9 protein-coding genes are annotated in these 12,209 nt (G+C 71.4%); 4 read left to right on the top strand and 5 right to left on the bottom strand.

The window, feature by feature from the left end; all coding sequences use genetic code 11:
• Positions 1-32: 32 nt before the first annotated feature.
• Positions 33-1,475 (bottom strand): NADP-dependent phosphogluconate dehydrogenase, encoded by a 1,443-nt coding sequence (gene gndA / locus GA0115234_RS26925; RefSeq protein ID WP_093546750.1) that lies wholly within the window; start codon positions 1,473-1,475, stop codon positions 33-35.
• Between the two features lie 171 nt (positions 1,476-1,646).
• Between gndA and GA0115234_RS26920 the strand changes: the two genes are divergently transcribed.
• The gene (locus GA0115234_RS26920) at positions 1,647-2,267 is read left to right on the top strand and encodes a TetR/AcrR family transcriptional regulator (RefSeq protein ID WP_093546747.1); all 621 of its coding nucleotides are present in this window, start codon (positions 1,647-1,649) and stop codon (positions 2,265-2,267) included.
• A gap of 223 nt (positions 2,268-2,490) precedes the next feature.
• Entirely contained in the window at positions 2,491-4,533 is a 2,043-nt protein-coding gene (locus GA0115234_RS26915; RefSeq protein ID WP_093546744.1) for a phosphocholine-specific phospholipase C, read from the top strand.
• A 55-nt stretch (positions 4,534-4,588) separates the two neighbouring features.
• Here GA0115234_RS26915 and GA0115234_RS26910 read toward each other — a convergent pair whose 3' ends face one another.
• From GA0115234_RS26910 to GA0115234_RS26895, 4 genes are all read right to left on the bottom strand, one after another.
• The gene (locus GA0115234_RS26910) at positions 4,589-5,899 is read right to left on the bottom strand and encodes a haloacid dehalogenase-like hydrolase (RefSeq protein WP_093546741.1); all 1,311 of its coding nucleotides are present in this window, start codon (positions 5,897-5,899) and stop codon (positions 4,589-4,591) included.
• Between the two features lie 88 nt (positions 5,900-5,987).
• Positions 5,988-6,773, bottom strand: coding sequence for a 3-oxoacyl-ACP reductase (locus GA0115234_RS26905; protein ID WP_093546738.1), 786 nt, complete (start codon positions 6,771-6,773; stop codon positions 5,988-5,990).
• Between the two features lie 5 nt (positions 6,774-6,778).
• Entirely contained in the window at positions 6,779-8,182 is a 1,404-nt protein-coding gene (locus tag GA0115234_RS26900) for an aldehyde dehydrogenase family protein (RefSeq protein ID WP_093546735.1), read from the bottom strand.
• A 38-nt stretch (positions 8,183-8,220) separates the two neighbouring features.
• A complete protein-coding gene (locus tag GA0115234_RS26895; RefSeq protein ID WP_093546732.1) occupies positions 8,221-9,585 on the bottom strand; it encodes a glutamine synthetase family protein in 1,365 nt (454 codons plus the stop codon).
• A gap of 270 nt (positions 9,586-9,855) precedes the next feature.
• Here GA0115234_RS26895 and eat point away from each other — a divergent pair, with 270 nt between their 5' ends.
• A complete protein-coding gene (eat, locus tag GA0115234_RS26890) occupies positions 9,856-11,337 on the top strand; it encodes an ethanolamine permease (protein ID WP_093546729.1) in 1,482 nt (493 codons plus the stop codon).
• Between the two features lie 96 nt (positions 11,338-11,433).
• Positions 11,434-12,150, top strand: coding sequence for a gamma-glutamyl-gamma-aminobutyrate hydrolase family protein (locus GA0115234_RS26885; RefSeq protein ID WP_093546726.1), 717 nt, complete (start codon positions 11,434-11,436; stop codon positions 12,148-12,150).
• The last annotated feature ends 59 nt before the right edge of the window (positions 12,151-12,209 follow it).

Genomic DNA, 12,209 nt, shown 5'->3' with positions numbered 1-12,209 from the left:
CTGCCCGGATCGGCCACGGTGCCCCTCCGGCGTCAGCCCGCCGCGACTTCCGACCGGTCACCGCCCCAGAGCGTGTGGAAGGAGCCCTCGCGGTCCGTACGGCGATAGGTGTGGGCGCCGAAGAAGTCGCGCTGCCCCTGGGTGAGCGCCGCGGGCAGCCGGTCGGCGCGCAGGCCGTCGTAGTACGCCAGCGCGGCGGCGAACCCCGGCGTCGGCACGCCCTGCCGCACCGCTTCGGCGACCACCGCGCGCCAGTCGTCCTGGGCCGCGCCGATCTCCTCGGCGAACTGCCGGTCCGAGAGCAGGCTCAGCAGGTCGGGACGGGCGTCGTAGGCCGCCCGGATCCGGTCCAGGAACGCGGCCCGGATGATGCAGCCGGCCCGCCAGATCGCCGCCACCGCGCCGAGATCGATGTCCCAGTCGTACGCCGCGCTGCCCGCCCGGATCTGGTGGAACCCCTGCGTGTACGAGACGATCTTGGACGCGTACAGCGCCTGCTCCACCCGGTCGGCGAAGGCCGCGGCCGCCTCCTCGCCGAGCGGGGTGGTCGACGGACCCGGCAGGTCCCGCGCGGCCTCGCGCAGATCGGCGTGCCCGGACAGCGAACGGGCGAAGACGGCTTCGGCGATGCCCGAGACCGGCACCCCCAGATCCAGGGCGATCTGCACCGTCCAGCGGCCCGTGCCCTTCTGCTCAGCCCGGTCCTGCACGATGTCGACGAAGGGCTTCCCGGTGGCCGCGTCGGTGTGGGCGAGGACCTCCGCCGTGATCTCGATCAGATACGAGTCGAGACGGCCGGTGTTCCAGCTGCGGAAGGTCTCGGCGATCTTCGCGGGGGAGTAGCCCGCCACGGCGCGCAGCAGGTCGTACGCCTCCGCGATCAGCTGCATGTCCGCGTACTCGATGCCGTTGTGGACCATCTTCACGAAGTGCCCGGCCCCGTCGGGGCCGATGTGCGTGGTGCACGGGGTGCCGTCCTTCGCCTTCGCGGCGATCCGCTCCAGCAGGGGCCCCAGCGACACATAGGACTCGGCCGAACCGCCCGGCATGATGCTCGGCCCGTTCAGCGCGCCCTCCTCGCCGCCCGAGATGCCGACACCGACGAAGTGGATCCCGCGCTCGCGCAGGTCCTTCTCCCGTCTGCGGGTGTCCTCGAAGTGCGCGTTGCCGCCGTCGATGATGACATCGCCCTCTTCGAGGAGCGGGGCGAACTCATGGATCACGGCATCGGTGGGATCGCCCGCCTTCACCATGATGACGAGCCTGCGCGGACGTTCCAGTGCCGCGACGAACTCCTCCGGCGTGCGCGCGGGCACGAAGGAGCCCTCGTCGCCGAACTCCCTCACCAGGGAATCGGTCCTGGCGACGGTCCGGTTGTGCACCGCGACCGTGAATCCGTGCCGGGCGAAGTTGCGCGCGAGGTTGCGGCCCATGACCGCGAGCCCCGTGACGCCGATCTGCGCGGTGCCGCTCATGTGTGTGCTCTGCAATCTGTCTCGGGGATGCCTGGACCTTCAGCAATGCCGGAATCTTCAGTATGGATACGGGGCACGGGAACGGCCTGTTCGGTATCGTCCGGATGGACGTGCCTGTGTATATTAGGGAAAAACCTAGATATCCTAGGTGTATTCCGGTGGAGGTGGCGGATGGCGCGCGCGGGGCTCACGACCGAACGCGTGGTGGGGGCGGCAGCCGATCTGGCCGATTCCATCGGCTTCGACAAGGTCACGATCTCCGCGCTGGCCCGCGGCTTCGGGGTCAAGGACGCCAGCCTCTATTCGCACGTCAGAAATCTGCAGGACCTGCGGACCCGGGTCGCGCTGCTGGCCGCGGGGGAGTTCATCGACCGGATCGGTGTCGCCGTGGCGGGCCGGGCCGGGAAGGACGCCCTGGTCGCGTTCGCCGACGCCTACCGGACCTTCGCGCTGGAGCGGCCCGGACGGTACGAGGCGACGCAGATGCGGGTCGCTCCCGAGATCGTCGCCCGGTCGTCCGCGTACCACCGCACCATCGAGACCACGGGTGCGATGCTGCGCGCCTACGGCCTGGCCGAGCCCGATCTCACGGACGCGGTACGGCTGTTGCGCAGCACCTTCCACGGCTACTGCGCCCTGGAGGCGAGCGGCGGGTTCGGTGCGCCCCGCGATGTGCGGACGTCCTGGGAGCGGTCCGTGGAGGCCCTGCACTTCCTGCTGGAGCACTGGCCGTCCGCGCGGGGAGAAGGGGAGAGGGCCGTGGCTGACCGCACGGTGCCGGAGCGCAGCTGACATCCGAAGGTGCCCGGGGTGACGCCGCACCGCGAGGTGCACGGCCCGCCCTGTCATGCAGCTCGCAAACATATGCATTTGCACCTTTGGATCAGCGCATATCATGGGCAGATCGGAAATTTCTCAGGCGATCCCCTGTCAAAGGTCTGGTGCCAGACCATGCGGCGCGCCACGCTGGCTTCGAGGTCACGTCCACGCATTCGAACCCGGCGAAGGCAGGCAGATGACACCGATCACCCGAAGGGGTTTTGTGGCGCTCGGCGCGGGCGTGGCGGCGGGTGCCGCCCTGCCCGCGGAGCCCGCTGGCGCGGCGGTCCGGACGAGGACGGCGACCGCGACGGCGGCGACCGGCACCGTCAAGGACGTACGGCACGTGGTGGTGCTGATGCAGGAGAACCGCGGCTTCGACCACTACTTCGGCAGACTCAAGGGCGTACGCGGCTTCTCGGACCGGTCCGGGATCACCCTCGCCGGTGGCCGTACCGTCTTCGACCAGCCCAACGGCACGGGACGGCAGCACCCATGGAAGCTCAGCGCCACACCGGCGGCGGGCGGCGCCGACCCCGAGACGCTCGCCCAGTGCAGCGGCGACCTGCCGCACAGCTGGACGTCGCAGCACTCGGCCTGGAACCAGGGCCGGATGGACAACTGGGTGGCGGGCGTGGGGAATGTCCGCACACTCGGCTATCTCGACCGCTCCGACATCCCCTTCCACTACGCGCTCGCCGACAACTACACGGTGTGCGACGCCTACTTCAGCTCGGCGCTCAGCGCGACCGGACCGAACCGCACCTTCCTGTGGAGCGGCAAGGTGGACGCGTCCAGCAAGGACGGCGGTGACGAGTCCGGGCTCACCTGGGAGGCGTACGCCGAGGCGCTCCAACGGGCCGGTGTGTCGTGGCGCGTCTACCAGAACGCCGAGGACAACTACGGCGACAACGGCCTGGCCTATTTCAGGAAGTTCGAGGACGCCCCGGCCGGTGACCCCCTGCACGACCTCGGGATGGCGTCGGTGAAGAAGGTGAGCGGCTCCACCCCCGATGACATCGCCGCGGCCATCAGGGCGGACGTGGTGGCGGGGACCCTGCCGCAGGTGTCCTGGGTCGTCGCCAGTCAGGCGTTCTGCGAGCACCCCTACGCCCCGCCCGGCGACGGGGCGCACTTCGTCGATCTGGTGTACCGGGCGCTCGCCGCCGACCAGGACGTCTTCGACTCCACGGTGCTCTTCCTCAACTACGACGAGAACGACGGCTACTTCGACCATGTGCCGCCGCCCGCGCCGCCCGCCGGAACCGAGGGCGAATTCCTCGGCGGTGTGCCCATCGGCCTCGGCTTCCGGGTTCCGATGATCGTCATGTCGCCCTGGACGCGCGGGGGCTGGGTCTCCTCCGAAGTCTTCGACCACACCTCCGTACTGCGCTTCCTGGAGACCTGGACCGCGGCCATCGGGAAGCCGGCAGTCTGCCCCCACATCAGCGCCTGGCGGCGCAAGGTCAGCGGCGACCTCACGGGCGTCTTCGACTTCGCCCACCCGGTGAACGGCGTGCCGTCCGGCCTGCCGGCCACCTCGGTGATCGGGCTGAGCACCTGCGGCCCCCTGCCCAACCCCGTCCCGCAGGACAACGCACTGCCCGCGCAGGAGCCCGGCACCCGGCCCGCCCGTGCGCTGCCGTACCAGCCCGGCGGCGATGTGGACCGGCTGGAGTTCGGTGCCGCGGGAGCGGTCAAGATCTGGCTGACCATGACCAACAAGGGCGCACCGGCGACCCGTGCCGCGCACTTCTCGGTGCACCCCAACGCCTACCGCGCGACGGTGCCGTGGCAGTACACCGTGGACGCGGGCGGCACCGCCACGGACTTCTTCAGCATTGGTACGGGCAACGGGGACGGCAAGTACGACCTCACCATGGCCGGACCCAACAGATTCCTGCGCAGGTTCACCGGCGACGCCAAGGCCGCGGGCAAGTCCTGCGAGGTCGCGGCCCGCTACGAGAACGCACCGGACACCGGCAGGCCCGCCCTCTGGTTCACCTTCACCAACACCTCGGCGAGCGCCGTCACGTTCACCGTGACCTCCGGTCAGTACCGAGGCGACGGACCCTGGAGGTACACCGTCGTAGCGGGCGGCAGCAAGCAGGACTACTTCAACGCGGTGACGCTGGCCAACGGCTGGTACGACTTCACGGTGACGGTCGGCGGCGACACCTCCTGGTCGCGGCGGTACACCGGGCACATCGAGACCGGCGGGGCAAGCGTCAGCGGCTGAGCGCACGGGCGCGGGTGCCGGGGCGGTCGGCCCCGGCACCCGCGCGCCCGGCGGGTCAGCCCGCGAAGACGGTGTCCCGCTGATCGGGGATCACACTGCCGTCACCACGGCGTACGGGCCGCGATGACCCGTCCGACGCGGTGTATGCGGCGGTGGCGCACGGATAGACGCCGTCCATCCGGCCCTTCGGACCGATGAACATGGGGTTGACCAGCCACTTGCCGTCCGCATCGTCGTAGGAACGGCACATCAGCTCGGCCTTGTTGCGGTTGAGGGCCAGTCGCAGTCCGGTCGCGTCCCGGAGCATCGAGACATCCGTGTCGGAGTCCCCGGCCGCGAACACCGGCCGCTTCGTAGGGGCCTGCACCCGGGAGGCGGCCGCGCCGCGCACACCGAAGATCTCCTTGTTGATCCAGCAGCGCTTGCCGTCGATGTAGGTGATCTGCGCGTCGTCCCCGGGGCGCTCGGTGCCGCAGGAGCCCAGGTGCGAGGTGTAGCGGCCCCGCTCGGTGGTGGAGCGGATGCCGATCACGTTTCCGGGCGCCACGTCGACACCCCTGGCCCAGACGTCCACCACGGGCTGCGGCGACGCGGAGACGATCCACACGTCGAACCCGGCCCGGCGCAGTGTGCGGATCAGGTCGCGCTGCTGGTCGTAGTAGCGGACGTAGCCGGTGGCGTCCGTGGTGCCGCCGACCCGTTGGGTGGCGCCCACCGGGGCGGCCAGGTTCTCGGCGCGGGCCGCGGCGGCGAAGGCACGCACCTGCGCGGCCGTCCAGCCGTGGGTCAGCTGCGCCAGCCAGGCGTACGAGGGTTCCATCGTGCGCCGGTCGTAGCCGGCGAAGGCGTCCTGCCCCGAGGTGGTGGCGGCCTCGCTGTAGACCGAGAGGATCTCGTCGGCGCAGGCCGTGTCGGTCGCGGTCGGCAGGGTGCGGTCGGGGCCGGTGCCGTCCGGGCAGGCGGCGCGCAGCGAGCGGGCCGCCGCGTCGGTGAGGTAGCGGCTGGTGGTGCGCCAGTCGCCGTGCTCGGGCTGCCGGATCCGGGAGTTGCGCAGCAGCCAGAACATGGTGGCGTCACCGACGTCGTTCTTGATGACGGTGTTGTCCCAGTCGAAGACGGCCACCGGCGCGCCCCGGCCGTCGCGGTGGTGCGGTGCGCAGTTCCCGTACCGGTCGATGATCCGCTGGATCCGGGCCTGGTTGGCCCCGTACCAGCCGGTGGACACGGTCAGTCGCGGACAGGAGCGGCCGGGACCGGGGCGGTCGTGGGCCTGGGCGGGTGTGGTGACGGTGGCCAGTGCGGCGGCCAGCGCGAGCGCGGTGACGGCCCGCCGGGCGGACCGGGGTGCGGGACGGAGTACGGGCACGCCGAGATCACTCCTGGGGTGTGGGTGGTGGTCGCGGGCGGGGGACGGGGGACGGCAGGGCGTCCCCCGTCCCCCGCCCGCGTACGGCCTAGAGAGGGGTCACGTAGGCGCCGGTGAGGCCGCCGTCCACCAGGAAGTCGGTGGCGTTGACGAAGGAGGAGTCGTCGCTGGCCAGGAAGGCCACGGCGGCGGCCATCTCGGTGGGCTCGGCGAACCGGCCGACCGGGATGTGGACCAGCCTGCGCGCGGCCCGCTCCGGGTCCTTGGCGAACAGCTCCTGGAGCAGCGGGGTGTTGACCGGCCCTGGGCACAGCGCGTTGACCCGGATGCCCTCACGGGCGAACTGCACCCCCAGTTCGCGCGACATGGCCAGCACGCCGCCCTTGGAGGCGGTGTAGGAGATCTGCGAGGTGGCGGCGCCCATCCGGGCGACGAACGAGGCCGTGTTGATGATGGAGCCCTTGCCCTGGCGGCGCATGTACGGGATGGCGGCCTTGCAGCACAGATAGACGGAGGTGAGATTGACCTCCTGCACCCGGCGCCAGGCGTCGAGCCCGGTCTCCAGGATGGAGTCGTCCTCGGGCGGCGAGATCCCCGCGTTGTTGAAGGCGATGTCGACCGAGCCGTAGGTGTCGAACGCGGCCTTGAACAACGCCTCCACCTGCTCGGCGTCGGTGACGTCGGTCCGTACGAAGAGGCCGTCGACCTCCTCGGCGGCGGCCTTGCCGCTCGCCTCGTCGACATCGGCGCAGACCACGTGCGCGCCCTCGGCGGCCAGACGCCGGACGGTGGCGAGGCCGATGCCGCTTCCGGCTCCGGTGACTACGGCGGTGCGGCCGACCAGGCGGCGGCAGACAGCGGTGGTGTCGGTCATGGTGCTCAGGCCTCCGTGCTGATGAAGACGTTCTTGGTTTCGGTGAACGCGGTGAGTGCGTCGGGACCGAGCTCACGGCCCAGTCCGGACTGTTGGTAGCCGCCGAAGGGGGTGGCGTAGCGGACGCTGGAGTGCGAGTTGACCGAGAGGTTTCCGGCCCGCAGGCCCTGGCCGACCCGCAGGGCGCGGCCCACGTCACGCGTCCAGATCGATCCGGCCAGCCCGTACTCCGTCGCGTTGGCCAGCCGTACGGCGTCCGCCTCGTCGTCGAAGGGCAGTACCACGGCGACCGGGCCGAAGACCTCGTCGACGGCCACCGGGGCCTCGGGCGACACCCCGGCGAGGACGGTCGGCGGGTACCAGAACCCCGGCCCGTCGGGCGCCGAACCGAGGATCGTGCGTACGCCGTCCGGCAGGCCGCCCTCGCCGAGGCCGTCCACGAAGCCCCGTACCCGGTCCCGCTGGACGGCCGAGATCAGCGGGCCCATCCCGGTCTTCTCGTCCGACGGGTCGCCGACCACCACGGCGGCGACGGCCGGCGCCAGCAGTTCGAGGAAGCGGTCGTGGACCGGGCGCTCGACCAGGATGCGGGTCCGGGCGCAGCAGTCCTGGCCGGCGTTGTCCAGGAAGGACATCGGGGCGGCGGCTGCCGCGGCCTCCAGGTCGGCGTCGGCGAAGACCACGTTCGGGCTCTTGCCGCCGAGTTCCAGGGTGAGGCGTTTCACGCGTGCGGCGCAGCGCGTCATGATGTGCTTGCCGGTCCTGGTGGACCCGGTGAAGACGATCTTGGCCACACCGGGATGGTCCACCAGGGCGCCGCCCGCCACCGGCCCCTCGCCCGGCAGCACCTGGAACAGCCCGCCGGGCAGTCCGGCCTCCAGGGCCAGTTCCGCCAGGCGCAGCGCGGTCAGCGGTGTGGTCTCGGCGGGCTTGAGCAGAACCGCGTTGCCTGCGGCGAGCGCCGGGGCCGCGCCCCAGGCGGCGATCGGCATCGGGAAGTTCCAGGGGGCGATCACACCGACGACGCCGAGGGGTTCCAGGATCGTGAAGTCGATGCCACCGGCGACCGGGATCTGCCGGCCCAGCAGGCGTTCGACGCCGCCCGCGCAGTAGTCGAGGAGGTCGCGCACATTGCCCGCCTCCCAGCGGGCGTTGCCGATGGTGTGACCGGCCTCGCGGACCTCCAGCAGGGCCAGTTCCTCGATGTGCTCGTCGACGACGGCGGCGAACCGGCGGAGCAGCCGGGCGCGGTCGGCCGGGGCCGCGGCGGCCCAGGCGCGCTGGGCGACGGTGGCGCGGGCGACGGCCGCGTCGACATCGGCGGCGGTGGCGGCCGGGATGGTGGCGATGACCTCGGCGGTGGCCGGGTTCAGGACGTCCAGGCTGTGCGGTGCGGGCTGTTGGGACACGTACGGGCCTCGATCGGGAGTGGGGGACGGGAGAGAGATCACAGGCGCTCGAAGGAGCGGCGCAGCTCCCAGTCGGTCACGGCGGCGTCGTAGGCGGCGAGTTCGACACGCGCCATGTTCAGATAGTGCGCGACGACCTCCTCGCCGAACGCCTCCTTGGCGATGGGGCTGGCCTCCCACAGGTCGGCGGCCTCGCGCAGGGTGGTCGGCACCTGCTCGTACTCGGCGGTGTAGGCGTTGCCCGTGCAGACCTCCGGCAGCGTCAGCTCGTGCTCCACGCCGTACAGTCCCGCGGCGACCAGCCCGGCGGTGGCGAGGTACGGGTTGACGTCGCCGCCGGGCAGCCGGTTCTCGAAGCGCCGGGAGCGGCCGTGGCCGACCACGCGCAGCGAGCAGGTGCGGTTGTCGTGCCCCCAGGCGACGGCGGTCGGCGCGAAGGAGCCGGGCTGGAACCGCTTGTAGGAGTTGATGTTCGGCGCGTACAGCAGGGAGAAGTCGCGCAGGGCGGCGAGCTGTCCGGCGAGGAAGTGCCGCATCAGCTCCGACATGCCGTCCGGGCCGTCGCCCGCCATCGCGTTCTCACCGTTGCCGTCGGTCAGCGAGAGGTGGATGTGACAGGAGTTGCCCTCGCGCTCGTCGTACTTGGCCATGAAGGTGAGCGAGACGCCCTCCTGCGCGGCGATCTCCTTGGCGCCCGTCTTGTAGATCGCGTGCTGGTCGCAGGTGACCAGCGCCTCGTCGTAGCGGAAGACGATCTCGTGCTGGCCGAGATTGCACTCGCCCTTGGCGGACTCCACGGTCAGCCCGGCCGCCTGCATCTCGTTGCGGACGCGGCGCAGCAGCGGTTCCACGCGGCCGGTGCCGAGGATGGAGTAGTCGATGTTGTACTGATTGGCCGGGGTCAGCCCGCGGTAGCCGCTGTCCCAGGCCTGTTCGTAGCTGTCCTTGAAGACGATGAACTCCAGCTCCGTGCCCACCTGGGCCCGGTAGCCGAGACCGGCCAGCCGGTCCAGCTGGTGGCGCAGGACCTGGCGCGGTGCGGCGGCGACCGGGCTGCCGTCGTTCCAGGCGAGGTCCGCGACGAGCAGCGCGGTGCCCTCGTGCCAGGGCAGCAGGCGCAGGGTGGCGACGTCCGGGAGCATGGCGAAGTCGCCGTACCCCCGCTCCCAGGAGGACATCGCGTAGCCGTCGACGGTGTTCATCTCGGTGTCCACGGCCAGCAGGTAGTTGCAGCCCTCGGTGCCGTGCTCCAGAACCTCGTCGAGGAAGAACCCGGCGGCGAACCGCTTTCCCTGGAGGCGGCCCTGCATATCGGGAAAGGCCAGGACGACGGTGTCGATGGACCCGCTCGCGACGAGTGAGCGCAGCTCCTCGACGGCGAGCGGGGGTGTGCGGTCTGCCACGGGATTCCTCCTTGGGTGCACCGAGGTTCATAAGGTATGACAGCCGACCATTGCTTGGGAAGAGGGCCCGGCCGTGATGGTCCGCCGACTCGGGGGAGGCGCCCGGCGCACCCGTCACCGGCATGGCGCACATCCGTAACCGCTGTTTAACGCGCGCCTCTTGTGTTTCCCCCTGGCGTTCCATAAAGGTGTGCCGGTGAACCTTTGATAAGGCCCTCACCGCCTCCCCCGCCTCGACGCAGCGCCGTCGACACACATCTGGAGCGCCCCATGGCCCAGGGAACCGACACCCCCACCAGCCCACCCGGCGACAAGGCCGGCGCGGGGTCCGGCACGGACGCGTATCTGCACCGCCGCACCCTGCGCCGGGGCAGCGCCGGCTGGCTCCTGCTGACCGGGCTCGGCGTCGCCTATGTCGTGTCCGGCGACTACTCCGGCTGGAACATCGGCCTGTCCAAGGGCGGTTTCGGTGGACTCGCCGCGGCCACCGCGCTGATGGGCCTGATGTACGCCTGCCTGGTCTTCTCGCTGGCGGAACTCTCCGCCATCCTGCCCACCGCCGGCGGCGGCTACGGCTTCGCGCGCCGCGCCCTGGGCACCTGGGGCGGCTTCCTGACCGGCACGGCCATCCTCATCGAGTACATCCTCGCCCCCGCCGCCATCTCGCTCTTCATCGGTGACTACGTCGAATCGCTCGGCCTGTTCGGCCTCGCCTCCGGCTGGCCCGTCTACCTCGCCTGCTTCGCGGTCTTCATCGGCATCCACCTCTGGGGCGTCGGTGAGGCACTGCGGTTCAGCCTGATCGTGACCGCCGTCGCGGTGGTCGCCCTGCTGGTCTTCGCCGTCGGCGCGTTCACCGACTTCGACCCGGACCGTCTCAACGACATCCCGGTGGACACCGGCGCACTCGGCTCCTCGTCCTGGCTGCCCTTCGGACTCCTCGGCATCTGGGCCGCCTTCCCCTTCGGCATGTGGTTCTTCCTGGGCGTCGAAGGCGTGCCGCTCGCCGCCGAGGAGGCCAAGGACCCGGTCAGGTCGATGCCCAGGGCGCTGGCCATCTCGCTGACCGTGCTGGTGGGACTGGCGGTCCTCACCTTCCTCTCCGCCACCGGCGCCCAGGGCGCCAGGGCCATCCAGGAAGCGGGCAACCCCCTGGTGGTCGCGCTGGAGGGCGACGTTGGTCCCACCGGCCTGAGCCGCTTCGTCAACTACGCGGGCCTGGCGGGCCTGGTGGCCTCGTTCTTCTCGCTGATCTTCGCCGGGTCCCGCCAGCTGTTCGCACTCTCCCGAGCCGGCTATCTGCCGCGCTTCCTCTCGCTGACCAACCGCCGCAAGTCCCCCTATCTCGGCCTGCTGATTCCCGGCGCGATCGGCTTCACACTGGCCGCCTGGATCGGCAACGGCGGCCGGATGCTGAACGTCGCCGTCTTCGGCGCCACCATCAGCTACGCCCTGATGGCGCTCTCCCACATCGTGCTGCGCCGCCGCGAACCGGGGCTCGAACGGCCCTACCGCACACCAGGCGGCGCGCTCACCTCGTCCGTGGCCCTCGTCCTGGCATGCTCGGCACTGGTGGCGACCTTCCTGGTGGACCGGGACGCGGCGTTCATCGCGCTCGGCGTGTACGTGGTGGCACTGGCCTACTTCGCCCTCTACAGCCGTCACCGCCTCGTCGCGGGCGCCCCGGAGGAGGAGTTCGCCGCCCTGGCGGCGGCCGAGGCCGAACTGTCCCGGGACCGAACCCAGACGTGACCTGGGGGAGTTGTCCGTACACCGGCCCCCGCCGTGCCCGTGCGCGGCAGGGCGCGCACCACGACCGAGCAGTGAACGAACCGGAGGAGGGGCTCCATGGCCCGGCCCGTCATCGGCATCAGCACCTATCAGGAACCGGCCCGCTGGGGCGTGTGGGAGATGCCCGCCGCCCTGCTGCCCGCCTCCTACCCGCGCCTGGTACGGGCGGCCGGCGGCCTGGCGGTGATGCTGCCGCCCGACGACACCGCCGACGCGGCCCGGGAGGCGGTGGCGGCACTGGACGGCGTGGTGATCGCGGGCGGCGCCGACGTCGAACCGGCCCGCTACGGCGAGTCGCCCGATCCCCGCACCGGCCCGCCCGCCCGCGCGCGCGACGCGTGGGAACTCGCGCTGATCGAGGCGGCGATCGACCTGCGCGTCCCGCTCCTGGGCATCTGCCGGGGCATGCAACTGCTCAATGTCGCTCTCGGTGGCACCCTGCACCAGCACCTGGACGGGCACACCGGAGGCACCGGGGTCTTCGGCGAGCACACCGTCACCCCCGTCCCGGGCACGGTCTACGCGGCGGCCGTCGCGGAGCCGACCGTGGTACCCACCTACCACCACCAGGCCGTGGACCGTCTGGGATCCGGCCTCACGGCGAGCGCCCACGCGCCCGACGGCACCGTGGAGGCGGTGGAACTCGCCGGCCACGACGGCCTGGTGCTCGGGGTCCAGTGGCACCCCGAGATGGGCGAGGACGTCCGGGTCATGGCCGCTCTCGTGGAGGCGGCGGCCCGGCACCGCTCCGCCGAGGGCGCGCCCGTGTCGTGACCGCCGTACGCGAGCGCGGTGGGGCGGTGGGGCCGGATGTGCCCGGCCGAGTGGTGGGG

The sequence above is a fragment of the Streptomyces sp. DvalAA-43 genome, from assembly GCF_900091725.1.
Lineage (GTDB): Bacteria > Actinomycetota > Actinomycetes > Streptomycetales > Streptomycetaceae > Streptomyces > Streptomyces pulveraceus.
This window is presented reverse-complemented; position numbering and strand designations above follow the sequence as displayed.

What these genes read in the sequence shown, in the direction of transcription:
- gndA (WP_093546750.1), bottom strand. Translation starts at nt 1,475, where the DNA reads ATGAGCGGCACCGCGCAGATCGGCGTCACGGGGCTCGCGGTCATGGGC.
- GA0115234_RS26920 (WP_093546747.1), top strand. Translation starts at nt 1,647, where the DNA reads ATGGCGCGCGCGGGGCTCACGACCGAACGCGTGGTGGGGGCGGCAGCC.
- GA0115234_RS26915 (WP_093546744.1), top strand. Translation starts at nt 2,491, where the DNA reads ATGACACCGATCACCCGAAGGGGTTTTGTGGCGCTCGGCGCGGGCGTG.
- GA0115234_RS26905 (WP_093546738.1), bottom strand. Translation starts at nt 6,773, where the DNA reads ATGACCGACACCACCGCTGTCTGCCGCCGCCTGGTCGGCCGCACCGCC.
- eat (WP_093546729.1), top strand. Translation starts at nt 9,856, where the DNA reads ATGGCCCAGGGAACCGACACCCCCACCAGCCCACCCGGCGACAAGGCC.
- GA0115234_RS26885 (WP_093546726.1), top strand. Translation starts at nt 11,434, where the DNA reads ATGGCCCGGCCCGTCATCGGCATCAGCACCTATCAGGAACCGGCCCGC.